This window comes from Agromyces sp. NPDC056389, from assembly GCF_042262385.1.
Lineage (GTDB): Bacteria > Actinomycetota > Actinomycetes > Actinomycetales > Microbacteriaceae > Agromyces.
Window position 1 is genome coordinate 1,412,707 of record NZ_JBHJPN010000001.1, and the last position, 23,567, is coordinate 1,436,273.

The window sequence follows — 23,567 nt, forward strand, 5'->3', positions numbered from 1 at the left end:
GGAGCGGGAGCAGTCGATCGATCCGATCCCGTGCCGATCGCCGATCAGGCCCGACCGGCGCGCGCGTGCCGGAACCGCACCTCCTGGCCGGGGCGGAGCTGGGCGACCGCGTCGAGCGAGGCCGGCGCGACGATCGCGATGACGGGGTAGCCGCCGGTGACCGGGCGGTCGGCGAGGAGGACGGTCGGCCGCCCGTCGCCCGCGACCTGGATCGACCCGGGCACGGTCGCCTCGCTCGCGAGCTCGCCGGTCACGCGCCGCTCGAGCGCCGGGCCGACGAGCCGCGCGCCGACGCGGTCGGCCTGCTCCGAGAGGCGCCAGTCGGCGTCGAAGAGCGCGGCGCGCGCGGCATCCGTGAACCAGTCGGCACGCGGCCCGGGAAGGAGCGCGAGCGTCACCGCACCGGCCGGCGGCGGGAAGGCGGCCTCGCGATCGAGCAGCGGCACGGATGCCGTGGGCACCGGGCCGAGCTCGAACACCCGTCCCGCGGCCACCGGTACCGGGCCGATCGCCGAGAGCGTGTCGCGCGAGCGGGAGCCGAGCTCCATCGGCTCGTCGATGCCCCCGCGCACCGCCAGCATGTAGCGGGCACCGCGTTCGGCCGGCCCGATCTCGAGCACCGACCCGGCGATGGCGCGAGCCGCGCTGTACGGCGCGACCCGGTGGCCGTCGAGCGTGACGCGCCCCCACGCGCCGGTCACGGCGATCCAGGCCTCCGCGTCGAATCGCGCGCGGAACCCGCCCATCAGGAGCTCGAGGCCCGCAGCGCCGTCGGGGTTGCCGACGAGTCGGTTCGCGAGGGCGAGGGCTCCGCGATCGAGCGCGCCCGACCCCGCCACCCCGAGGTGTGCGAGCCCCGGCCTGCCCAGGTCCTCGACGAGCGCGAGCGGGCCGGTCGCCTCGACCGTGAAGCTCATGGCCGGCCGACGTCCCTGAACCGCACCCGGCGTCCGGGCACGAAGAGCGCGGGCGACGGAGCGGCCGGATCCCAGAGCCCCGCGTCGGTGCGCCCGATCAGTCGCCAGCCTCCTGGGCTCTGGCGCGGATAGGCCCCGGCGAAGGCACCGGCGAGCGCGACGGCACCGGCGGGCACGCGAGGTCGCGGCGCATCGAGCCGCGGCACCTCGAACGGCCAGTCGTCGCTCACGAGGTAGCCGAACCCGGGCGCGAAGCCGATGAACGCGACCCGCCACTCGATCGCCTGGTGCCGAGCGACGAGCGCCTCTACCGAGACGCCGAGGAGTGCTGCGGCGCTCCGGAGGTCGTCGCCGTCGTACACGACGTCGACGGTCACCTCGTCGGCCGCATGGCCCGTCCGTCGTGCTGCGGCTTCGGCCGGGATGCGCCGCACCCACGTGGCCGCCGACTCGAGCGGCAGCCGTTCGGGGTCGACGGCGACGAGGATCGTGCGCGCCGCCGGCACGAGTTCGACGAGCCCGGCCGGTGGTTCCGCCGCGAGCGCATCGTGCAGGGCGAGCACCTCGTCGAGGCTGTCGCACTCGACGAGCAGCGCCGAGTCGCCGCTCGGCAGCAGCCGCCGGCTCACGCGAACGCCTCGATCTCGAACCCGGCGCCCTCGAGCGCCGTGCGCACGGCACGTGCGATCGCGACGGCACCGGGCGTGTCGCCGTGCAGGCAGAGCGAATCGGCGCCGAGCTCGACCCGGCTGCCGTCATCGGCGGTGATGCCTCCGGTCTCGGCGATCTCGAGCGCCCGATCGGATGCCGCGGCGGGATCGGCGACCAGGGCGCCCGGTTCTCCGCGGGGCACGAGCGAGCCGTCGGCCACGTAGCCCCGATCGACGAAGGCCTCGCGGGCGTAGCGGAGGCCCGCGGCATCCGCTGCCCTGACGATCGCGCCCGATGGCTGGCCGAGCACGGTGAGCGCGGGGTCGAAGGCCGCGACGGCCTCGGCGAAGGCATGGGCGGCGGAGTCGTCGGCCGCGAGTCGGTGGTAGAGGGCGCCGTGCGCCTTCACGTACCGCACGCGGGTGCCGGCGGCGCGGGCGACGCCGTCGAGGGCGCCGAGCTGCGCGAGGAGCTCGGCGGCGATCTCGACCGGACTCGTGTCGAGTGCGCGCCGCCCGAACCCGGCGAGGTCGCGGTAGCCGGGGTGCGCGCCGAGTGCGACGCCGTGCTGCGCTGCGAGGCGCGCGCTCGCGAGCATCGTCACCGCGTCGCCCGCGTGGAACCCGCACGCGACGTTGGCGCTCGACACGAGGGCGAACATCGCCGCGTCGTCGCCGAGGCGCCATGCCCCGAAGGACTCTCCGAGGTCGCTGTTCAGGTCGATGCTGTTCGCATCGTTCTCGGCGGGCATGCTCCCATTCTGGCGCGGACTCGGGGCACACTGGGGTGAGGAGGACGGGATGGCGCGCACTCGGGTTCCGCACGGCGGCGACGCCGTCGACGACAACGGCACTCCACGACGGCGATGGTCGCGGCCCGTCGGGCGCGCGGCATCCGCTGCCGGCGCGGTGCTCGCGGTCGCCCTCATCGCACTTGCGGCGTGCACGGCAGATCCCCCGCTGCCGACTCCGACGCCGCTGCCGAGCTCCCCGCCGCCCTCCACCGCCCCGCCCGCGACCCCCGTGCCCCCGCCGCCGGTGCTGCAGCCGTCGGGCGCACCCGAGCCGATCGCCGCGGAGCTCGACGCGCCGTGGTCGATCCTCGTGCTGCCGAACGGCGGCGTGCTCGTCAGCGAACGCGATCGCGGCGACATCGTCGAGGTGCTGGCCGACGGTTCGCATCGTGGGGCAGGCACCGTGCCCGGCGTCGCGGCAGGCGGCGAGGGCGGGCTGCTCGGGCTCGCGTTCCTGCCCGGCGACGGCGAGCGCCCAGACCGCGTCTACGCCTATCACACGGCCGACTCCGACAACCGGGTCGTGCGGATGCCCCTGACGGGTGCACCGGGCTCGCTCACGCTGGGCGCCCCCGAACCCGTGCTCACCGGCATCCCCCGCGGCGGCGCGAACCACAACGGCGGCCGCATCGCCTTCGGTCCCGACGGCCTGCTCTACGTCACGAGCGGCGACGCCGGCAACCGGGACGCAGCGCAGGATCCGGGCTCGCTGTCGGGGAAGATCCTGCGGGTGACGCCCGACGGCGCCGCAGCACCGGGCAACCCGTACGGCAATGCGGTGTGGTCGCTCGGGCACCGCAATCCGCAGGGCATCGCGTGGGATGCGAACGGAGAGCTCTGGGCCGCCGAGTTCGGGCAGAACTCGTGGGACGAGCTGAACCGCATCTCGCGCGGCGCAAACTACGGCTGGCCGATCGTCGAGGGCGTCGCGGGCGATCCGCGATTCGTCGACCCCGTGACGCAGTGGTCGACGTCGGAGGCGAGCCCGAGCGGACTCGCGGTGATCGGCGACACCCTCTTCCTCGCGGCGCTGCGCGGCGAACGGCTCTGGACGATCGCCCCGGCGACCTCCGGCGGCGCCCTCGCCGCGATGCCGTGGTTCGCCGACGAGCTCGGCCGCATCCGCGATGTCGCCGCGGCCCCCGACGGTTCGCTCTGGCTCATCACGAACAACACCGACGGCCGCGGCTCCCCCCGCGACGGCGACGACCGGCTCTATCGGGTGCCGCTCGCCGCCGGCGGCTGACGCAGGCGCCGCGAATTCCTGCACCCGATCGGGGGTCGCCGCCTCTTCGCCGGTGACACCCGTCGGGTCTATTCTCGGTTCCATGGCGGATCTCGAGCGGGTGCGACGATGGGCCGAAGCCCTCATCGTGCTGCACCTCGACGCCGCGACGTGGACGTTCGCGTTCGACAACGCGAAGAAGCGCGCCGGCCTCTGCAACTACACCGAGAAGCGCATCTCGGTGTCGCGCTACCTCGCGGCGCGCTACGACGACGACGAGATCCACCAGATCCTGCTGCACGAGGTCGCCCACGCACTCGCAGGCCCCCGCGCCGGGCACGGGCCGAAGTGGGCGTCGGTCGCAGCGGGCCTCGGCTACGTCGGCCAGCGCACCCACGACGGCGAGGTCGCACACGAGCTCGCACCGTGGATCGGACGCTGCCCCGCCGGCCACGAGCACTTCCGGTACCGCGAGCCGCAACGGCAGTTGAGCTGCGGCCTGTGCCGACGGGGTTTCGACCGGGCCAACCTCATCGTGTGGCGACGCCGTGAGATCACCGCCGCGGTGCGCCGCAGGGCAGCGAGCGCCGCGACCGGCTGAGGATATGCCGGCGCGCGCATGCACACGTCGCACCCTGTCGCACCGTCGGACGGCACCTCCGTCACCGGCTAGATTGGTGGCGTGCCCGTCTCAACCGTCTCGATTCCCGTCGGGCAGTGGATCACCACCGCCGAGGGCGTTCGCTGGTGGTTCGATTCGGGTTCGTTCGCCCTCGATTTCGCCTACACCGGCCAGATCGGGGGGCTGCGCACCGACGAGCAGCTGCATGCGCCCGACGACCTCACGCGTTGGCTTCACGAGCGCTTCCCCGTCGCGGTCGGTGCCGCGCGCTCACGCGATCTCTTCGACGCGATCGCCCTGCGCGACGCGATCAGCCGCATGGCGGTCGCGGTGAGCGACGCCCAGCCGGCGCGCCCTGCCGACATCGACCTCGTGAACCTCTACGCGGCGACGCCCGACGTTCCCCCGTCGCTCGCAGGCGGTACCCGCCAGGCGGGGCGCTCGGTGCAGACGGTGGCGCAGGCGCTCTCGACCATCGCTCGCGACGCCGTCGACCTCTTCTCGCCGGGCAACACCGAACGCGTTCGCTGCTGCTCCAGTGCCGACTGCGAGGTCGTCTATCTCGACACCTCGCGCGCCGCCAGCCGCCGCTGGTGCTCGATGCAGCGCTGCGGCAACCGTGCGAAGGTGCGCGCGCACCGCGCCCGCAAGGCGGAGCGCGCGGCCGCCTGAGCCGAGCCCCGGCACGGCGAGCCGCGAGACCGCTCGGCCTCAGTCGACGGATGCCTCGGCGCCGGCCCTCAGCACCCGCGCCGTGTCGTTCGCATCGAGCGCAGCCGCATCATGCAGTTCACCGGCGCTCATGCCGACCGCCACCGCACCACGACCCGAGGCCGACGCCGACGTCAGGTGACGCACCGCGCGGCGAAGGCCGCCGAACGCAGCGGCAGCGACCGCCGCCTCGGGCGAGGTGTCGTCGATGCCGAGCGCGGCGAGTGCGTCGATCACGGCACCGGCTCCGAGCAGGTCGTCGGCGGCGTAGCCCGTCTCGGCGTCGCCCGCCGCGACGATCGCGATGTAGGCCCGCTCGCCCAGGCGCTCCTGCTCGGCGAGGATCCACCGCGCGGTCGCCGACGCGTCGACGAGGCCCGCCTCGAGCACCGCGGCCCGCTGCGGCGCCAGGCCGACGACCGTCGCGTGCGGCAACGACCCGGTACCGGGCAGCACGTCGACCCACACGACGAGGTGCACGCCCTCGGTGATGCGCTCCGCGCCGCCGCGGCCCCAGTCGAACCGCACCTGGTACTTGGATTGCGCGGCGGGATCGGGGCTCTGCTCGTTCACCCGCACAGGCTACCCGGTGCGCGCGTCGCGCTGCGCCGTGTGACATCGCGTCGCCAGGGGCCCCGAACGGTCGCCGTGGAGCGCCGGGCTCGACGCGTGCCCGCGCGTCGAGCCGCCTCAGAGCCCGCGATAGAGGGCGAGCGCCTCGGCATCGCTCGCGCGCGAGGTCGCTCGCCGTGCCGCGTCGAGTGCGGCGACGGGGTCGGGCTCCTGGTGCGCGATCACGAGCTGGCGCTCGGCCTCGGCGAGCCGGGTACGGGCATCGGCGCCGACGGGATGACCGCCGCGCTCGATCGCCGCCCGCGCCACCCGCAGCTGGCTCTCGGCGATCGCGATGGCGCCGCCGAGCGCGCCCCGGGCGCCGTCGAGCCTGCCCTGGGCGTTGCGTGCCGCTGCACGGGCCACTTCGAGCCGGTCGCGGCACGCGCGCAACCGATCCCGGTCGCGGAACGGGTCCCCGGCGAGCGCGGCGCGATCGGCCATCGCGCCCGATCCGGTGCCGATCGCCGTGCCGAGTGCCTCGGCTGCGTCGGCATCCTCCTGGGCGTCGCGTTCCCGTCTCGCGGCCACGAGTTCGCCGTCGAGTGCGGCCGCCTCCTCCGAGGCGTCCGACTGCGCCTTCGCGAGCGCCAGCTCGAGCGCGTCGATCTCGTCGAGGTCGCGGCCCGCTCGCGCCAGACCGTCGCCGGCCGCACCGAGCAGCTCGGCCGCCGGCTCGGCGCGAGCGAGCTTCGCCTCGGCCTCGTCGAGCGAGACCCTTGCGGCGGCGAGCGCCGCGACGACCCGGGTCTCAGCGCCTCGCCCCGTGGCGAGCGCCGACTCCGCGAAGCGGGTGGCGAGTCGGCCGAGGGTCGACTCCGCCTCGACGCGTCGTCGGGCGAGCCGGTCGGCCTGTGCGCGGAGCGCCGGCAGCTCGGCATGGGCGCCCCGTTCGATGCGGCGGCGGCCGGCGAGAGCGGATTCGGCGTCGTCGAGCGCGCCGATCGCCGAGGTGCAGAGCCCTTCGATGCGCGCCGTCCAGTTGCGGCGCTCCGCAGCGGTGTCGACCTCGGCGTCGTCGAGCCGCTGCTGCAGGATGAACGCCTCGCGCATCCATGCGCGCGCCGAGTCGATCGCCCTGCGCAACGCGCGCGACTCGTCGACGCCGAACTGCGCCTCGGCGAAGGCGAGCTCGCGTTCGGCGTCGCGCACGGCGTTGTCGGCGCGCACGATGAGCCCCTTGGCGCGCACCTCGGCCTCGGCCCCTGCGGCGAGCGCGGTGCGTTCGCGACGGGCGCCTCCCCTCCGCAGCGCCACGACCCCGCCGACGAGCGCCACCGCTGCAGCGGCGAAGACGAGGAGGGAGGGCAACCACCAGAGACCGTCGGGCATGTGCCGGAGTCTAGGCGTTCGGGGTTCGCCCACGCCGAGTACCGGCTCCGAATCCGGCGCGGCGCTTGGCAGCGGCATCCGACCGCACTACCGTCGGCTCATGCGGGTGCTCCTGAAACTCACGCTCGATTGCACTCCGGATGCCGCGTGGCGGGCGCTCCGGAGCCCTGCTGTGCTGCGCGAGGTCGTCGCCCCCTGGCTCGACTTCGAGTCGCTCGAGCCGGGCGGCCTGCCGACGACGTGGCCCGACGGCGAGCACCGGCTGCGCGTGCTCGCGTTCCGCCGGTTCCCGGCAGGTGAGGAGCGCGTCGATCTGACGAGCCCCGCGGGCCTGCCCGACGGGGTGCGAATGCTCCGAGACGGCGGCGGCGCCGACACGGGCGTGTTCGCCGCCTTCGACGAGTGGGACCATCGCATGGCCGTCTCGGCGCTGCCCGACGGACGCACCCTCTACCGCGACCAGCTGCGCGCGAAGGCCGGCGCGCTCGACGCACTCGCCTGGTATCCGACATGGGCCTTCTGGCAGTGGCGCGGCATGCGACTGCGACAGCTTGCGCCGACGTGGAGTTTCGATCCGCCCGGCACCGCCGATGCCGCGGCGACGGAGACGGCCGGAAGCACCGGCGGAGCGGAGGCCGCAGCATGACCGACTCGATCGCCGCCCTCCAGCTGGCCGATTGGCGCCGACGCGTCTTCGGCCTCTACTCGGGCGTGCGCCAGCTCAGCGTGCACTCTCCTGCGGCCGGTCACGAGCTCTGGAAGTCGGCACGCGACGAGCTCTTCGCGGGGCATCCGCAATCGCCGCTGCTGCCCGACGACCGCGCCCGCTTCACCGGGCTCACCGTCGCGAGGTACGACCCCGACTGGCGGTTCGAGCTCGAGGTGCGCCGGCCCGCCGAGCCGATGCGGCTCGTCGTCGACAGCGCGACCGACGGGGCGATCCCGTTCTCGCTCGTCGGCGAGGTGCGCGTGCCCTCCCTCGGCTCGCTCGACGTGTGGCGCCTCACGAGCTACGGCGGCGGGCTCTTCGTGCCCGTGAAGGACTCGCTCGCCGGTGCGCCAGGCGGCACGTACGGCGGCGGCCGCTACCTGCTCGACACCGTCAAGGGGGCCGATCTCGGCCCCGGCGCGGAGCCCGATTCACTCATCCTCGACTTCAACTTCGCCTACAACCCGTCGTGCGCCTACGACCCGTCGTGGTCGTGCCCGCTGGCCCAGCCGGGTAACACGCTGCGCCACGAGGTGCCGGTCGGCGAGCGGATGCCGCGCTGACGCGATCGCCCCGGGAATGCGCCGTCTCCGAGCCCTCCGAGGGGCGGGTTCCGGCATGCACAGGCGGCGCACAGCGGGTCATCCGCTAGACTGTCCCTCGGTGTGCGCAGACCTGCGCCGCCTGCGTCGTAGAAACGCTTTCCGGACACTGTGCGCTCTGTAATGAAATCGCTCAGGGGTCCGTGACTCTCATACGGCGAACGGATGCGCCGACCGGCGCCTTCGCCAATACCCACCGCCGGGTCTCACCTTCCGTTCATGGAAACCTCGATCCTGCGGTGTGCTCTGCCCTGAAAGGCACCAGTGACCGACATCACCTTCAGCACGCTCGGCGTGCCCGCCCCCCTCGTCGCGGCCCTCGCCGCCGACGGGAAGACCACCGCGTTCCCGATCCAGGTCGACACGCTGCCCGACACGCTCGCCGGACGCGACGTGCTCGGCCGCGGCAAGACCGGCTCGGGCAAGACCATCGCCTTCGCGCTGCCCATGGTGGCGCGCCTCGGCACCACGCTCGCCGGCGGCCGTCGCCGCCCGGGCCGCCCCCTCGCCCTCGTGCTCGCCCCGACGCGCGAGCTCGCCACGCAGATCGACGCGGTGCTCGCACCGCTCGCCGCCGCCTACGACCTGAAGACCACGACGATCTTCGGCGGCATCAACCAGAAGCGCCAGGTCGACGCGCTGCGCGCCGGCGTCGACATCGTCGTCGCCTGCCCCGGCCGCCTCGAAGACCTCATGAAGCAGGGCTTCGTCTCGCTCGACGCGATCGAGATCACCGTGCTCGACGAGGCCGACCACATGGCCGACCTCGGGTTCCTCCCCGTCGTCACGCGCATCATGGACAAGACCCCCTCCGGCGGCCAGCGCCTGCTGTTCTCGGCGACGCTCGACAACGGCGTGGACAAGCTCGTCAAGCGCTTCCTCCACAACGAGGTGCTGCACTCGGTCGACGAGGCCACCTCGCACGTCGCCGCGATGACCCACCACGTGTTCGAGGTCTCCGACGTCGATGCGAAGAACGACCTCGTGAAGGCCCTCGCGTCGGGCACCGGCCGCCGCATCCTCTTCATGCGCACCAAGCACCACGCCAAGAAGCTCGCGAAGAAGCTCACCGAGCAGGGCATCCCCGCGGTCGACCTGCACGGCAACCTGTCGCAGCCGCAGCGCGACCGCAACCTCGCCGCGTTCTCCGACGGCTCGGCCAACGTCATGGTCGCCACGGATGTCGCGGCGCGCGGCGTGCACGTCGACGCCATCGAGCTCGTGATCCACGTCGACCCGCCCATGGAGCACAAGGCGTACCTGCACCGCTCCGGCCGCACCGCGCGCGCCGGCAGCGAGGGCGACGTCGTCACGATCAGCCTGCCCGCGCAGAAGCAGGACCTGAAGACCCTGCTCCGCAAGGCCGCGATCACCGTCACGCCGCAGCAGGTCACCGCGACCTCGCCGGCCGTCACCGCCCTCGTCGGCGATGTCGCACCGTACGTGAAGCCTGCTCCCCGCGCCGCGGCCCAGCCGCAGGGCGGTGGCGGTCGTTCGCAGGGTGCCAACGCACAGCGCAAGCGCGCCGCTCGCGACGAGCGCGGCGGCGAGCGGAGCGGCGAGGCACGCACGGGCTCCGGTCAGGGCCGCGGTCGCGGCCGGGGCGGCAACGCCGGCCAGGCGGATGTCGCCGGCGCACCCCGTCGCGACCGCTCGGGTCGCCCGGCCGAGGCGCGCGCGAACGCGCCCAAGCAGGGCGGCGGCCAGGGCCGCGGCGCCCAGACGACGGGTGCTCAGCGCTCGACGAACGCGCGCTCGGGCGGCAAGGCCCCGCTGCGCGTCGGGAGCCTCGTCTCGCCCTCGGGCAACTCGCGCGGCAACCGTCGCGCACAGGGCTGACCCCCAGACGCTGAACGGCCCCGACGAGCTCTCGCTCGTCGGGGCCGTTCGCGTTCGCGCCGCCATCCCGGCGATGCCGGCCAGAGTCCCCCGACGGGCCGGCACCGGCGACATGGCGGCGCGAACCTCAGATGCTCGACAACATCGCCCTCCCGATGTCGCCGCCGACCGTGAGCGCGATGACGATCGTCGTTGCCATGGCTCCGGCGATCATCGTGGTCGTCAGCATCGTCATCCGTTGCATCCTCAGCCCCCTTCGCTCATACGGGTATGTCCGCCTCGCAGGAGCCGGTTCCATCGGATTCGAGGGAACTCGACGGCCGATGGCGGACATATCCGTGCAGGCCGCCGCCCGGGCGCCCATGAAGAGGAGACCCGATGCCTCGCATCACCGTCATCAGCGCCGCGCTCGCGGCCGCACTGTTCGCAGGTCTCGGAGCGGTCTCGCCCGCTGCCGCGGCCGAGACGCTCGACACCGGCTCGAAGGCGACCGCCGCCGAGCACTGCGCCGTGGAGGTGCAGGCCGTCGGCAAGCGAACCGCGCCGCCCACCCCCGTGTGCTTCACCGAGCCCGAGGGCGTTGAACGGTACCTCGACGCGATCGGCACCGCCGATGCGTCAGGGCGCGCCGTCGCCGCAGCCTCGACCTCGCTCGGGACCGTCTACTCCAACAGCAACGGCGGCGGTTCCAGCCTCACGTTCTGGGGATCGAGCGGATGCTACGGCGTCGTGTTCGGCTTCTCGAGCATGCCCTCGGGCTGGAGCAACAACGTCAGTTCGGCCGGCGGCTCGCACGGGTGCTGGGTGACCCTCTACGGCGCGACCGGGTACGGCGGGTCGCGCCTGAACTGCACGCCGTGGTGCGGCGGCATCGGCGGTCTCAACGATCAGGTCAAGTCGATCGTGTTCCGCCCGACCGGCACCTTCGGCTAGTCGGCGACGCTCGGCGAGCGGGCGAGTCGGCGACGCTCGACTAGTCGGCGAGGGGGGCGAGTCCGAGTGCTGCGCAGATCGACGCGTTCGACGACGGCACCACGGCCGCGCTCCCGTCGGCCATGACGCAGGCCTGCAGCTCGTCGGGCACACGGCCCGGCGGGTTGCTCGCCGACGTCGGGTCGAATGACTCGTCGAGCACGCCCTGCTCCCACATGAGCGTGCAGAGTCCGACCGCGTCGGCGACGCGACCCGCGCCGCTCGGCGAGGCGATCGTCGCCGACGAGCCGGGGTAGCCCCCGTCGGCACCCCGCTCGGCCCCCGTCATGCAGAGCACCGTCTCCGTGTTCGACACGGCCGTCGGCTGCAGCAGCACCGCACCCGCGGTCGCCGCGACGCCGAGCGCGAGCACGCCGAGCCCGCTCCACCCGAGCACTCGGTGTCGGCGACGCTTCGCCTGCGCGACGGGCTCGGTGCGCGCGTGCTCCACGAGCATCGCGCGGATCGCGGCGTCCCGCTCGGGGTGCATCTCGGGCCGGGTCATCGCGTCACCTCCGTGTCGAGTCCGGTGGTCGCGGCCGTCGCCGGCGCCGGTGACTCGCCGGGCTCACGGAGCGCACCGAGCTCGGCCTGGAGTTTCGCGCGCGCCCTCGAGAGCCGCGACTTCACCGTGCCGACCGGCAGGTCGAGCACGCTCGCCACGGCGGCCATGGGCAGTTGGTCGACGAGGCAGAGATCGACGATGCGACGGTCGCTCGCGCCGAGTCGCTGCAGTGCGGCGGTGATCTGCTGCGACATCCGCTCGCTGTCGAGACGATCGCCGACCTCGGCGCTCGGGTCGACCGCATGCTCGGCGGCCGGCAGCTTCGCGAGCAGGCGCCGGTAGCGCCGCCCGGAGCGCTCGCTGTTGAGCGAGACGTTCGTGGTCACGACGAGCAGCCAGGGCAGGAGCGAGCCGTCGACGAAACGCACGTCGCCACGGCGGCGCCAGGCCTCGAGGAAGACCACGGCGACGATGTCCTCGGCATCGGTGCGATCCCGAACGCGCGAATACGCCTTGCGGAAGATGCGAGCGCGATAGCGGTCGTAGACGACGCCGAACGACGCCTCTGTGCCTGAGGTGGCCTCGAGCCACAGCACCGCGTCGGATCGGGCGTCGTCAACCATGGTCGGGCCAGCCTAACCGGGCTTCGTCCGGCCACCGCGCACTTCACGTCGCGCACGCGGAGACCGGGATCTCGCGATGCATGGCCGTCTCCCATTCGGTGCTCCCCCTCTGCGGCCGGTCAGGCGTGACCGTCTCGCTCAGAGGGGAATGTCCGGATGGCCCCGCCGGGTTCCGCCGAACGGCACTCGGGGCAGTCAGGAGGCTGCGACCTGCGAGATGCGCACCGTGTTGCCCGAGGGGTCGCGGAAGGCGCAGTCGCGCGGCCCCCACGCCTGGTCGATCGGCTCCTGGAGTACCTCGGCGCCCGAAGCGCTCACGGTCTCGAAGAGTGCGTCGACGTCGTCGGAGCGGAACACGAGCATCGGCAGGACGCCCTTCGTCAGGAGTTCCTGCATCGCATCGCCGTCGGCCTGCGAACGGCCGGCGTGCGGGTCGGAGAGCACGATGCCGAGGCCCGGCTGCGCGGCGCTGCCGAGCGTGACCCAGCGTTGACTGCCGGATCCCACGTCGTTCTGCACCTCGAGGCCGAGCGCGTCGCGGTAGAAGCCGAGCGCTTCGTCGACATCGTTGACGGTGACGTTGGTGTACTGGAGTGCGATGGTCATGTCAGCGACGCTACGCCGCGGCGTCGCTGCTCGCTTCTCCGTTCCTGCTCGAAGCGTTCCGCACCGGGCGGGTATAGGTCTTCGCGACGCACGCGGGCATGGCGTTGACGGCGTCGTGCTCGCGGCTGCGGTACGACGTCGGCGTCTCACCGACGATCTCCGTGAACCGGGAACTGAACGAACCGAGCGAGGTACAGCCGACGGCCATGCACGCGTCGGTGACGCTGGCGCCCGCTCGCAGCAGCGCCATCGCGCGTTCGATGCGGCGCGTCATCAGGTAGCTGTAGGGCGTCTCGCCGTAGGCGGCGCGGAATCGGCGTGAGAAGTGCGCCGGCGACATGAGCGCCCGCGCGGCCATGGTCGGCACGTCGAGCGGCCTGGCGTACTCGCGATCGATCAGGTCGCGAGCGCGGCGCAGATGAACGAAGTTCTCGAGCTCCTGCGGAGTCATGCTGCCACGCTAGCACCGGGGCATCCGTGGCTCGATTTCGCGCGGTGCGCGTGCTGGCTTATCCTCAGGGCATGAGCACCGAAGTCGTTGCCGAAGTCGTCGTCCGCCCCATCCGGGACTCCGATGTGGAGGCCCTGGGCCGCGTTCACGCGACCTGCTGGCACGAGACCTACGACCACCTGATCAGCGCAGCCGCGTTCGAGCACCTCTCGCCCCGCCGCATGGCCGAGCTCTGGACCCACATGGCCGCTCGCGGCGAGGAGTACAACCAGTTCGCCGCCCTCGTCGACGGCGAGATCGTCGGCTTCGTCGGCTCCGGCCCCGCTCGCGACGAGAATCCGCCGCGTGAGCGCGAGCTCTACTTCATCTACCTGCTCGACGCCTACCACGGCACCGGCATCGGCCAGAAGCTCTTCGACGCCGCATGCGGCGACCGGCCCGGCTACCTCTGGGTCGCCGAGGACAACCCGCGTGCCCACCGGTTCTACGCCCGCAACGGCTTCACGCCCGACGGCGCGGCACAGGACGTGCCGTTCCTCGGCGAGGAGATCCACGAGGTGCGTCTGGTCCGCTGAGGCCCGGCCGCGGCGGAGCACGTCTCGACCGGGAGCAGCGCGACCGGCAGCGCCTCTCCCGGCAGCGCCTCAGCGCAGGGCGCCGACCGAAGCGAGCGCCTGCTTGACGAGCGTGCCACGTCCGCCCTCCATCTCGGCGGCGATGCTGGGGCTGATCGCCTCGGCCGGAGTCATCCAGGTCACCTCGAGCGCGTCCTGCCGCGGCTCGCAGGTGCCGGTGACCGGTACGACGAACGCGAGCGACACGGCGTGCTGCCGTTCGTCGCTGAACGGCGTGATGCCGGGCATCGGGAAGTACTCGGCGACGCTGAACGGCACCGAACTCGCGGGCAGCAGCGGGAACGCCATCGGCCCGAGGTCCTTCTCGAGGTGGCGGAACAACGCGTCGCGAATCGTCTCGCCGTACATGACGCGGCCCGACACGAGCGTGCGGGTCATCTCGCCCACGGCGTTCGCCCGCAGCAGCACGCCGACCTCGGTCACCTGCCCGAGCCCGTCGACGCGCACGGGCACCGCCTCGACGTAGAGCAGCGGCAGCCTGCCCCGCACTTCGGCGAGCTCGAGGTCGGTCAGCCACCCCGGATTCGCCGGCGGCCTGACGACGGGTTCGTCGTCGGGGTTCCAGTCCGGGTCGGGGGTGCGTACGCTCATGCCTCGATTCTGCCCCACACCGCTAGCGTTGACCCCATGACGAGCGTGCAGATCGATGACGAGGCGGTGCTGTGGTCGGCCTCCGCGGCCGACCGGGAGGGCCGCCCGCTCCTCCTGCTCCTGCACGGATACAACTCGAACGAGGGCGATCTGTTCGGCCTCGCGCCCTATCTGCCGCTCTCGCCGGCGGTCGCCTCGCTGCGCGCCCCGACCTTCACCGGGTACGGGCACGCCTGGTTCCCGCTCATGAACGAGGGCGTCGAGTTCTCGATCGAGGGAGCGGATGCCGCGGTCACCGCGATCATCGAGTGGCTCGACCGGGTCGCGCCCGATGCCGAATCGGTGGGCCTCCTCGGCTTCTCGCAAGGCGGCGCGATGGCGCTCGAGCTCTTGCGGCGAGCCCCCGAGCGCTTCACGTTCGCCGTGAGCCTCGCCGGGTTCGCGCTTCCGGGCGACCGCGCGGGCGACGAGCGGATGTCGCAGCTCCTGCCGCCGGTCTTCTGGGGTCGCGGCACGGTCGACCAGGTGATCCCCGAAGCATCCGTCGCCCGGACGCAGGCCTGGCTGCCCGCGCACTCATCGCTCGACGAACGCATCTACGAGGGCCTCGGCCACTCGGTGTCCGAGCTCGAACTCGCCGACGCCGCAGCGTTCCTCGCCGCGCGCTACGCCTGACGCGGAGCGGTTCGGATCAGACTCCCGAGCCGCCGCTGCGACGAGCGGCGCGCTCCTTGTCGCGCTCGGAGACGCGGATCTTCTCGGCACGCACGGCCGCCTGCGTCGCGCGCTCGGTGACGAGCCAGGCCGGGGGCGCTTCGAGCAGCGCCTTGATCTCGGCAGAGGTGAGCGGCTCGGTCACGCCACCGCGGGCGAGACCCGAGTTCGAGACGCCGAGCTTCGCCGCCACGACGGTGCGCGGGTGCGGGCCCTCGCGGCGCAGCACCTCGAGCCACTCGGGCGGCTCCGCCATGAGCTTCGCGAGCTCGTCGCGCGTGATGAGCCCCTCGCGGAACTCCTCGGGTGCGGCCTCGAGGAGGATGCCGAGCTTCTTGGCTGCGGTCTCCGCCTTCATGGTCTGGGAGTTCTTCGACTGGCTCACTCCCTCACCGTATCCCGTCTCGGCCCTTCCTCCCACCGGGAGCCCCATCGGCCATCGTCTACGCTGGGAGCAGGCTGAACACGGCTGCAGGGGAACGGGGGCCGAGGTGACACTGCGACTCCGCTACGTCGCCGGGGTGAGCCCGTCGAAATGGCTTCGGGTGTGGAACGATCTGCGCCCCGACCTGCCCCTCGAGGCGATCGTCGTCGACGAGTCCGAACAGACCGAGGCGCTCGTCGCGGGCGACGCCGACATCGCCTTCGTGCGCCTGCCCGTGGGCACCGAGGGCATGCACGCCGTCGCACTCTGGGAGGAGCTCGCGGTCGTCGTGCTGCCGAAGGAGCATCCGCTCGCCGAGGCCGAGTCGCTGACGCTCGCCGACCTCGAGGGCGAGACCCTCGCCCCCGTGCAGGTCGACCCCGCCATGACGATCGAACTCGTCGCCGCCGGCACCGGGCACGCGATCCTGCCGCACTCGGTCGCGCGACTGCACCGACGCAAGGACGTCGTGGCGATCCCGGTGACGGATGCCGCTCCCACGCAGATCTCACTCCTGTGGCCGCGCGAGCGCGACGACGCCGACATCCAGCAGTTCGTCGCCGTCGTGCGCGGTCGTGGGGCCAAGAGCTCGCGCGGTTCCGCCGACGACCCGCCCCCGATGAAGCCCGCGAAGGCGGCGAAGCTCGCCGCTGCCGAGCGCCGGGCCGCCGCGGCGAAATCGGGCGACGGCAAGGGCAAGGGCAAGAAGGGCGGCGCGAAGGGCGGTCGCCCCGCCCCGCGCACGGGAGCGGGAGCGAAGCAGCGCAGCCGCAGGAGAGGTCGATGAGCGGCAAGCCCTTCCTCTTCCTCTCTGCACGCCCCGAGGTCGAGGCCGTCGGCCCCGAGTACGAGTCCGTGCGACGCGCAATGGACGTCGACGCCGACCGGCTCGAGCACGTGCGACTCGACGTCGATGCGCTCGGCGACCTCTCGCTCGACGAGTACGCCGGCATCGTCGTCGGCGGCAGCCCGTTCAACGTGACGACTCCCGAGTCGGGCAAGCACGAGGTGCAGCGCCGGGTCGAGGCCGATCTCACCCGTCTCGCCGAGCAGGCGCTCGCGACCGACTTCCCGCTCCTCTTCACGTGCTACGGCATCGGCGTGCTCACCCGCCTGCTCGGGGGCGAGGTCGGCACGAGGTACGGCGAGGATGCCCAGGCGGTCGAGATCCGCCTCACCGCAGATGGCATGATCGACCCCCTGGTCGGGGCGCTGCCCGAACGGTTCGACGCGCTCGTCGGGCACAAGGAGGCCACCGACCGGCTGCCGGCCGACGCCGTGCTGCTCGCGTCATCCGCAGGGTGCCCCGTGCAGATCTACCGCGTGGGTACCCGCGTCTACGCGACCCAGTTCCATCCCGAGGTCTCGACGAGCGACTTCATCGCCCGCGCACAGGTGTACCGCCACCACGGCTACTTCCCCGCGAGCGAACTGCGCGAGGTCGGCGAGCGGCTGGCCGCGGCATCCGTCACCGAACCGCAGCGGATGCTCCGGCGCTTCGCCGAACTCGCGGACTCCGGCCCCCGCGGCTGACGCACGACCGAGCCGCGTGCCGGCGGAGTGCGACGGCGTCGCACTCCGCCGGCACGCGGCGGTCGATCGTGCGCGACGAGCTATGCGGCCGTGCTCTTGCTGCGGCCCCGGGTGATGAGCCCCCAGATGAGCAGCACGATGATCGATCCGGCGATGGCGAGGAGCCACGTGCCGAGGTCCCAGAACTGGTCCATGCCGATGCCGAAGATGGCACTGCCGATCCATCCGCCGAGGAGGGCCCCGACGACACCGAGCAGCAGGGTGACGAACCATCCGCCGCCCTGGTTGCCCGGCAGGATCAGCTTGGCGATCGCCCCGGCGATGAGGCCGAGGATCAGAAACGCGAGGAAACTCATGGTGTGCTCCTTCGTTCGATAGCTCAACGAAACCACCGCGGATCGGCCGGTGCAAGCCCCTTGCCCCGCGTGGCGCCGATGCGATATCGCCCTCGCAACGGCGTGCGGGGTCGAGATCTCGACGAGATCACGACCCCGCATGACGGGCGCTACGCCTGCGACCGGCGGCGTCGGCGCAGCACGAGCACGACGCCCGCCGCGGCTGAGAGCACCGCGATGAGGGCCGCGATCGCCATCGCGCCGCCGTTCACGCCCGTGTTCGAGAGGCTTGCGATGACCGAGGGATCGGTCGGTCCGCCCACGCCCGAGCTGCCGTCGCCGGGAACCGAGGGCGGCAGCACCTCGAAGGCGAACTCCGCCGGCACGGCCGAGGTCTCACCGGTGACCACGATGCGGTGCTCGCCGACGGGCAGGCCGTCGGGGACCGCGAACTCGAACTGGAGCGCGCCGAGTCGATCGACCTCGACGGTGCCGACCGTGATCGGGTCGGAGTGGATCTCGACCGTCACCGTCTCGCCCGGTGCGAAGCCCTCGCCCGTGAGGGTGACCATGTCGCCGGGCCGGCCGGTCGTCGCGTTCGAGTGGAGCACCGGGGTGTAGACCGGTTCGATGACGGGCGGCAGCACCTGCACCGTGTCGGTCGCCGGCATCGCCGACTCCGCTCCCGTCGCGACGATCGCGTACAGGCCCGGTTCGGTGCCCTCCGGCACGGTGAGCGTCTCTGACACCCGCCCGTCGCCATCGGCGTCGACGGTGCGCTCGACGGCCGTCGGCGTCTGCAGCGCGATCGTCACGGACTCGCCGGGGGCGAACCCGTCACCCTCCACCGCGACGTCCTCGCCCGCGAGGACGCCGTCTTCGGGCGTCGCCGACAGGCGCGTCTCGTAGACGGGCTCGGGCTCGACGACGGTCGCCGTGAGCTCGAGGTGCTCGGTGCGTGCGCCGGTCGCGACGGTGACCGACACGGTGAACGTGCCCGCCGCCTCGTAGACGTGGCTGCCGGATGCCAGCACCTGGTCGGCGTCGCCGTCGGCGAGGGTCGCGTCCTCGGTCGTCGAGGCGTCACCCCACTGAACGCGCACGATCGGAGCGGGGGCGGCGGCATCGGCCGGGACGATCGAGGCGAGGTCGACCGCGAGCTCCTCGCCCGCGATGCCCGTCACATCCGCTCCGGCCGTCGCCTCGAAGTCGAGGCTGGGCGGGGTGGCGCCGTCGCTCGCGATCGCGAACACGTGCACGCGGCCCTCGACGCCGGGTTCGCCCGGCTGCACGGGCATCGTGATGCTCTCGATCGACTTGCCCTCGGGGATCGTGTACGGCACCGTCGAGAAGAAGAACGACGCTGTGTTGCTCGGCGACGCGCCCACGAGCCGGTAGCTCGACTTCACGACCTCGATGTTGCCGTACAGCGGGGTGGCGTTCGCGTTCCCGCCCTTCGTCCAGTCCGAGAACTGCAGCGGCGTGGTCGCGGTGCTGCCGTCGGTGAAGTTCACGGTGACGCTCGTGTCCTGGTTCCGCTCGGTCGCGGCGCCGATGAACGAGAGCTGCGTGGCGTCGGCGCCGAGGTCGAGCGCGATCGTCTGGCCGCGGCCGGTGGCGTTGTCGGGCTGGCCCGTCGGGATCACCGGCAGCGTGAAGCGCAGCTCGGTGCCGGGCACGCCGTGCTCGACGCCGGCCTCGAGCCCGCCGGCCTTCAGGCCGGCGCGGGGGAACGAGATGCCCTTGGCGTCGCAGTCTCCGCCGACGCCGTCATCGGCGATGCAGGTGCTGTCGAAAGCGGCTCGGAGGCTCAGCGGTTCGATGTAGGCGACCGTGAAGACCACGGGCGCCGTCGAGGTCGCGGCGCCGTCGGTGACGGTCACCGCACCGCGGTAGACGCCGGGCTCCGCGAAGGAGTGCTCCGCCGAGACCGGGAAGTTCCCGACCTTCGGTGCGCCGATCGCTGCGGGGCCGGGCTCGCTGCCATCGCCCCAGTCGATCGTCGCCGCGTACGCTTCCGCCGATCCTCCCGACAGGATGCCGAGCGCGAAGTCGCGCTCGACGCCCGAGTCGGCGGCCAGGTCTGCGGCCGGGCTGAACGTGAGGTCGGATGCCTCGGCGCCCGTGCCGTCGGTGAGGAGCTCGAGCTCGCTCAGCGAGATCGTCGGAGCGCCCTCCGTGACGGAGAGCCGGAACTGCCGGTACGACCCGGGGTTCGCCACCTTGAAGGGCGTCGTCTGGCCTCGGTTCGCGAACACGACATCGGATCGAGTGTCGACGGTGGTCCACGTCGTGCCGTCGTCACTGCCCTCGAGCGTCCATGCCGACGGGTCGCCCGCTGCGGCTCCCGTGGTGAGGGTGTAGAAGGTCGGCCGCTGCTTGGCTCCTGCATACGAGAAGGTCAGCTGCGGTGTCGGCGTGGCGAAGGTGACGACGGACGACGAGGTGTTGTCGACGAGCGCGGCGAGGTTCTCCCCGCCCGAGCTCGAGGCGGCCGCGATCACCGGGTCGGTCGTGTCGACGAGCGGCTGTGCGATCTCGGTACCGGTCGTGAGCGACGGCGGTGCGTCGTCCGCGTTCGTGCCCCAGGTGGAGGGCTCCGCCCCCATCACGAAGTCGAGGGTCGCGCCGTCGGTGAGCACGTTCGAGTCGATCGAGGTGCTCGTCCATGGCTCGCCGTCGATCGTGAGCGACTGCACGTAGACGTTCTCGGAGCTGTTGTTCTGCGCGTTGATCACGAGGTCGGCGCCGCCGTCGAGGTGCACGGTCGCCTTGTCGAAGAGGGGCGAGCCGATCACGAGGTCGGTCGACCCGACCTGGAGCGGGTAGAGCCCGAGCGAGTTCAGGATGTACCAGGCGCTCATCTCGCCGTTGTCCTCGTCGCCCGCGTACCCCTGGCCGATCGAGGAACCCGCGTAGGAACGCTGCAGCGCCTCGCGCACGATCTGCTGCGCCTTCGCCGGGGCGCCCGCCGCGTTGTACATGAACGGGATGTGGTGGCTCACCTGGTTGCTGACGCCCCACTGACCGTACCGGCCGTCGCGCGCCTCGGCCTCCTCGTGGATCGAGCCCAGCGAGGTCTCGGGCGTCGCGAAGAAGTCGTCGAGCTTCTGCTCGAGGCCGTCGGTGCCGCCGTAGAGGTTCGCGAGACCGTTCGGGTCCTGCGGTGCGTGGAACGCGAAGTTCCAGCCGTTCGTCTCCGTGTATGGGCCCCACCACGCCTTCGGGTTGTACTGGTCGGCCGGCGTCGCGAACGAGCCGTCGGCGTTGCGGGCTTGGAAGAAGCCGATTGCGGGGTCGAACATGTTGACGTAGTTCGTGGCCCGGTCGAGGTAGTACTCGGCCTCTTCGCGCAGGGTGGCGCGGCGGGCTTCGGGGGTTTCGGGCGCCTCTGCGAGCGCGGCGGCCATGTTGCCGATGCCGTAGTCGTTGATGTATCCCTCGGTGGCCCACGAGACGCTCTCGCCCTGCGTGGCCGGAGTGTAGCCGAGGAAGGTCGAGGTGCGCAGGCTCTTGCGTCCGACGTTGTCGTTGCTCGACGGCGTCGACGCGTTCTTCACGGCGGCGTCGTACGTCGCGAGCGCGTCGGTGAGGTCGACGTCTCGGAGGAACGCGTCGGCGAACGAGACATCCGAACTGGTCCCGGTCATGATGTTGGCGTACCCGGGCGATGACCAGCGCGCGATCCAGCCGCCCTCGCGGTACTGCTCCGTGAATCCGTCGATGAGCTCGGCGGCCACGTCGGGGTAGAGGAGCGAGTAGGCGGGCCACGTCGTGCGGTAGGTGTCCCAGAAGCCGTTGTTGACGTACATCTTGCCCGCGACGATCTTCGCGGCCGTCGTCGTGGGGGTGTCGGTTCCGGTCTCGGCGGAGACGGCGCTCGCGTACTTGTAGACGGGCGCCTCGAGCGTGCCCGTGTTCTCGAACTGGGCGTTGGGGTACACGTTCAGGCGATAGAGGTTGCTGTAGAGGGAGCGGAGCTCGGTCTCGGACGCGCCCTCGACCTCGATGACGTCGAGGCGGTCGTTCCAGAGGTCTCGCGCCTCGGCGCGGACGGCGTCGAATGAACGGTCGCCGACCTCCTGGCCGAAGTTCTTCCCGGCCTGATCGAGGCTGATGAGCGACGTCGCGAGACGCAGGGTGACGGTCTTGTCGTCGCCGAGCGCGAAGCGCGCGTACTCGGTGAGCGAGCGTCCGCCCGCTGCGGTGCCCGTCGCGGCGGGGGTCTCATCGAAGCGGCCCGACACGAACATCCGGCTCTGGCCGGCGAGGAATCCCGATCCCTTGTCGATCCAGCCGGAGACCTGGCCCGTCGCCGCGTCGATCGTGAAGTCGCCGTCGCCCGTGGGCGAATCGAGCACGACGCTGCCCGCGGCATCCGAGTCGCGGAAGGTGAAGCGCATGACCATGCCGCGGTTCGTCGGGGTCATCTCGGCCCGCACCCCGCTGTCGGTCGTCACGCCGTAGTAGTCGGGCTGCGCGGTCTCGTTGTCGTGGCTGAACGTCAGGGCACGCGTGTGCGGATTGCCGCTCGGAGCGCCGGACCCCGCGACCGGCATGGCCGAGAACTGGTTGCGGTCGCCCATCCACGGGCTCGGCTGGTGCGAGATGCCGAGGCCTTCGAAGCGCGTGCGGTTCTGCGCGTCGTTGTCCTGCTGGTAGGAGTACTCGCGAGAGGTCGCGAGGGCGTTGGTCACCGGGACGAGGAAGTTGAAGCCGTTCGGCACGGAGGTGATGGCCTCGTTCGAGCCGCGCGAGAATGCGCTCGACGAGTTCGTGCCGCGTCTGGTGTCGACGAAGTTCGTGAGGCTGGAGTCGTCGATCCGCGCGGGCTGGGCCACCACGGAGATGTCGTCGAGCCAGCCCTGGAACGCCGTCGCGTCGCTGCCGCCGGGGTTGTCGTAGGAGACGAGGATGCCCTCGATCGTCTTGCCCGCGGCCACGGGGCCGAGGTCGATCTCGACGTGGTTCCACTGGTTCGGGTAGAGGATCTTGCCTGCGCCTTGACCCTCGGCCGTCGCGGCGACGTCGTAGACGTCGCGCGGTGCCAGGTCGGAGAGGAAGCTGCCGTCGGTGAATCGGAGGTCGACGGCCGAATACGTCGACGGGTACTGCAGGTCGTTGGCCGTGAGCTCGGGGAAGAGCAGGTACGACAGGCGCGTGTCGGCGCCGACCGGGATGTCGACGTCGAACAGGCGGTTGGTGGCGAAGGCCTCGCCGTCGGCGGAGTGCTCGCCGCCGAATCGGAGCGAGTGGGTTCCCGTGAACCCGACCCTGGCCTTCATGTTGTAGCCGCGGGAGGGGCCCGAACCGACGAGCGAGGTCATCGGCGCGTCACCGGCCTCGGGGTCGACCGCCTTCAGCAGGTCGAAGTCCGCGAGCTGGATGATGCCACCCGAGTGGTTCGCCTGGATCTCGAGCCGGTAGCGCGAGTAGGAGGCCGCGCCGGCCAGCTCGAAGGTCTTCTTCGTGCCCCGCTCGGCCGCCGTCCAGTCCTGGTTCGAGCGCGAGTCGATCGTCGTCCACGTCGTGCCGTCGTTCGACCCCTGCACGATCCAGTTCTTCGGGTCGCGCTCGGGGGCGTCGTCGCCCGAGGTGATGGTGTACGACGCGAGCTGCACCGACTGCGAGAGGTCGTAGCGGAGCCATGCCGTCGACGAGAAGACCAGCCACTTGGTGCCCGAGTCGCCGTCGGCGGCGCGGATGGCCGCTTCTCCGGGGGCGTTTTCGCCGCTTGCGGTCACGGTCGTGACCGATGGGAGCACGCTGCCGCCCGATGGCCCTTCCACGTTCTGCTGGACGGCGGTGCCGTCTCGCTCCTCCACGAGGTCGGCATAGGGCTTCACCGTCTCGGCGGACTCGAACGACGTCGTGAAGTCGGTCGCCTCGGCGGCGTTCGCGGCCGAGGCGATGCCGAGCGGCAGCAGGCTGCCGGCGACGAGCGCGACCCCGGCGAGCGCGGCGACCGGACGGCTGCGTCGCGCAGTGCCGGAGGGACGGTGAGAGGGGTGCACGGACATGCGGGCCTTTCGACGGTGAACGGCGAGAGCGACACAGCTCTGCATCGGCGACGACCGATGCCGAACGCGACGCTACTGGGCTCCGTCCCGTATGTCAACGATGACATATCGAAGACCGACGCGAGATGTCTGGAATTGCAGCGAA

At 72.1% G+C, this 23,567-nt stretch carries 24 protein-coding genes; 11 read left to right on the plus strand and 13 right to left on the minus strand.

Features of this window, described 5'->3' with window-relative positions; all coding sequences use genetic code 11:
- Positions 1–44: 44 nt before the first annotated feature.
- Genes ACFCVM_RS06600 through ACFCVM_RS06610 form a run of 3 tightly spaced genes read right to left on the minus strand, consistent with a single transcriptional unit; the run spans position 45 to position 2,319 of the window.
- Positions 45–917, minus strand: a complete 873-nt coding sequence (locus ACFCVM_RS06600; RefSeq protein WP_375835237.1) for a biotin-dependent carboxyltransferase family protein — start codon at positions 915–917, stop codon at positions 45–47.
- Positions 914–1,546 carry an allophanate hydrolase subunit 1 gene (locus ACFCVM_RS06605; RefSeq protein WP_375835239.1) on the minus strand — a complete coding sequence of 211 codons (633 nt, stop codon included), beginning with the start codon at positions 1,544–1,546 and terminating at the stop codon, positions 914–916. The genes ACFCVM_RS06600 and ACFCVM_RS06605 overlap by 4 nt, the downstream gene beginning before the upstream one ends.
- A complete protein-coding gene (locus ACFCVM_RS06610; RefSeq protein ID WP_375835240.1) occupies positions 1,543–2,319 on the minus strand; it encodes a LamB/YcsF family protein in 777 nt (258 codons plus the stop codon). Before ACFCVM_RS06610 ends, ACFCVM_RS06605 begins: the two co-directional genes overlap by 4 nt.
- A gap of 49 nt (positions 2,320–2,368) precedes the next feature.
- Here ACFCVM_RS06610 and ACFCVM_RS06615 point away from each other — a divergent pair, with 49 nt between their 5' ends.
- The 3 genes from ACFCVM_RS06615 (at position 2,369) to ACFCVM_RS06625 (ending at position 4,880) form a co-directional block, all read left to right on the plus strand.
- Positions 2,369–3,607, plus strand: coding sequence for a PQQ-dependent sugar dehydrogenase (locus ACFCVM_RS06615; protein WP_375835241.1), 1,239 nt, complete (start codon positions 2,369–2,371; stop codon positions 3,605–3,607).
- Positions 3,608–3,689: 82 nt separating this feature from the next.
- Complete coding sequence (locus ACFCVM_RS06620; RefSeq protein WP_375835243.1) at positions 3,690–4,187, plus strand: SprT-like domain-containing protein; 498 nt, start codon at positions 3,690–3,692, stop codon at positions 4,185–4,187.
- 81 nt (positions 4,188–4,268) lie between these two features.
- Positions 4,269–4,880 (plus strand): CGNR zinc finger domain-containing protein, encoded by a 612-nt coding sequence (locus ACFCVM_RS06625; protein WP_375835245.1) that lies wholly within the window; start codon positions 4,269–4,271, stop codon positions 4,878–4,880.
- Between the two features lie 39 nt (positions 4,881–4,919).
- On the opposite strand, the gene ACFCVM_RS06630 is transcribed toward ACFCVM_RS06625, so the two are convergent.
- Positions 4,920–5,492 (minus strand): hypothetical protein, encoded by a 573-nt coding sequence (locus ACFCVM_RS06630; RefSeq protein ID WP_375835246.1) that lies wholly within the window; start codon positions 5,490–5,492, stop codon positions 4,920–4,922.
- 117 nt (positions 5,493–5,609) lie between these two features.
- Entirely contained in the window at positions 5,610–6,863 is a 1,254-nt protein-coding gene (locus ACFCVM_RS06635) for a hypothetical protein (protein ID WP_375835247.1), read from the minus strand.
- A 100-nt stretch (positions 6,864–6,963) separates the two neighbouring features.
- On the opposite strand from ACFCVM_RS06635, the gene ACFCVM_RS06640 reads away from it, so the two are divergent.
- The 4 genes from ACFCVM_RS06640 (at position 6,964) to ACFCVM_RS06655 (ending at position 10,946) form a co-directional block, all read left to right on the plus strand.
- The gene (locus ACFCVM_RS06640) at positions 6,964–7,509 is read left to right on the plus strand and encodes a hypothetical protein (protein WP_375835249.1); all 546 of its coding nucleotides are present in this window, start codon (positions 6,964–6,966) and stop codon (positions 7,507–7,509) included.
- Positions 7,506–8,135 (plus strand): DUF1684 domain-containing protein, encoded by a 630-nt coding sequence (locus tag ACFCVM_RS06645; RefSeq protein WP_375835250.1) that lies wholly within the window; start codon positions 7,506–7,508, stop codon positions 8,133–8,135. The genes ACFCVM_RS06640 and ACFCVM_RS06645 overlap by 4 nt, the downstream gene beginning before the upstream one ends.
- A gap of 303 nt (positions 8,136–8,438) precedes the next feature.
- Positions 8,439–10,013 (plus strand): DEAD/DEAH box helicase, encoded by a 1,575-nt coding sequence (locus ACFCVM_RS06650; protein ID WP_375835252.1) that lies wholly within the window; start codon positions 8,439–8,441, stop codon positions 10,011–10,013.
- Between the two features lie 378 nt (positions 10,014–10,391).
- Entirely contained in the window at positions 10,392–10,946 is a 555-nt protein-coding gene (locus ACFCVM_RS06655) for a hypothetical protein (protein WP_375835253.1), read from the plus strand.
- Between the two features lie 40 nt (positions 10,947–10,986).
- On the opposite strand, the gene ACFCVM_RS06660 is transcribed toward ACFCVM_RS06655, so the two are convergent.
- The 4 genes from ACFCVM_RS06660 to ACFCVM_RS06675 form a co-directional block, all read right to left on the minus strand.
- Complete coding sequence (locus ACFCVM_RS06660; protein ID WP_375835254.1) at positions 10,987–11,490, minus strand: hypothetical protein; 504 nt, start codon at positions 11,488–11,490, stop codon at positions 10,987–10,989.
- Positions 11,487–12,113 (minus strand): RNA polymerase sigma factor, encoded by a 627-nt coding sequence (locus ACFCVM_RS06665; RefSeq protein WP_375835255.1) that lies wholly within the window; start codon positions 12,111–12,113, stop codon positions 11,487–11,489. Before ACFCVM_RS06665 ends, ACFCVM_RS06660 begins: the two co-directional genes overlap by 4 nt.
- 195 nt (positions 12,114–12,308) lie before the next feature.
- The gene (locus ACFCVM_RS06670; RefSeq protein ID WP_375835257.1) at positions 12,309–12,719 is read right to left on the minus strand and encodes a VOC family protein; all 411 of its coding nucleotides are present in this window, start codon (positions 12,717–12,719) and stop codon (positions 12,309–12,311) included.
- Between the two features lie 10 nt (positions 12,720–12,729).
- Positions 12,730–13,170 (minus strand): helix-turn-helix transcriptional regulator, encoded by a 441-nt coding sequence (locus ACFCVM_RS06675; protein WP_375835259.1) that lies wholly within the window; start codon positions 13,168–13,170, stop codon positions 12,730–12,732.
- Between the two features lie 71 nt (positions 13,171–13,241).
- On the opposite strand from ACFCVM_RS06675, the gene ACFCVM_RS06680 reads away from it, so the two are divergent.
- Positions 13,242–13,745 (plus strand): GNAT family N-acetyltransferase, encoded by a 504-nt coding sequence (locus ACFCVM_RS06680; RefSeq protein WP_074260047.1) that lies wholly within the window; start codon positions 13,242–13,244, stop codon positions 13,743–13,745.
- Between the two features lie 69 nt (positions 13,746–13,814).
- On the opposite strand, the gene ACFCVM_RS06685 is transcribed toward ACFCVM_RS06680, so the two are convergent.
- Positions 13,815–14,396, minus strand: coding sequence for an NUDIX hydrolase family protein (locus tag ACFCVM_RS06685; RefSeq protein ID WP_375835260.1), 582 nt, complete (start codon positions 14,394–14,396; stop codon positions 13,815–13,817).
- A 36-nt stretch (positions 14,397–14,432) separates the two neighbouring features.
- Here ACFCVM_RS06685 and ACFCVM_RS06690 point away from each other — a divergent pair, with 36 nt between their 5' ends.
- Positions 14,433–15,071, plus strand: a complete 639-nt coding sequence (locus ACFCVM_RS06690) for an alpha/beta hydrolase (RefSeq protein WP_375835262.1) — start codon at positions 14,433–14,435, stop codon at positions 15,069–15,071.
- A 16-nt stretch (positions 15,072–15,087) separates the two neighbouring features.
- On the opposite strand, the gene ACFCVM_RS06695 is transcribed toward ACFCVM_RS06690, so the two are convergent.
- Positions 15,088–15,468, minus strand: coding sequence for a DUF5997 family protein (locus ACFCVM_RS06695; RefSeq protein WP_375836672.1), 381 nt, complete (start codon positions 15,466–15,468; stop codon positions 15,088–15,090).
- 133 nt (positions 15,469–15,601) lie between these two features.
- Here ACFCVM_RS06695 and ACFCVM_RS06700 point away from each other — a divergent pair, with 133 nt between their 5' ends.
- Positions 15,602–16,321 (plus strand): LysR family substrate-binding domain-containing protein, encoded by a 720-nt coding sequence (locus tag ACFCVM_RS06700; protein ID WP_375835263.1) that lies wholly within the window; start codon positions 15,602–15,604, stop codon positions 16,319–16,321.
- The gene (locus ACFCVM_RS06705) at positions 16,318–17,067 is read left to right on the plus strand and encodes a glutamine amidotransferase (protein ID WP_375835264.1); all 750 of its coding nucleotides are present in this window, start codon (positions 16,318–16,320) and stop codon (positions 17,065–17,067) included. The genes ACFCVM_RS06700 and ACFCVM_RS06705 overlap by 4 nt, the downstream gene beginning before the upstream one ends.
- An 80-nt stretch (positions 17,068–17,147) precedes the next feature.
- On the opposite strand, the gene ACFCVM_RS06710 is transcribed toward ACFCVM_RS06705, so the two are convergent.
- A complete protein-coding gene (locus tag ACFCVM_RS06710) occupies positions 17,148–17,423 on the minus strand; it encodes a GlsB/YeaQ/YmgE family stress response membrane protein (RefSeq protein WP_056011036.1) in 276 nt (91 codons plus the stop codon).
- A gap of 149 nt (positions 17,424–17,572) precedes the next feature.
- Entirely contained in the window at positions 17,573–23,422 is a 5,850-nt protein-coding gene (locus ACFCVM_RS06715; RefSeq protein WP_375835266.1) for a GH92 family glycosyl hydrolase, read from the minus strand.
- Between the last annotated feature and the right edge of the window lie 145 nt (positions 23,423–23,567).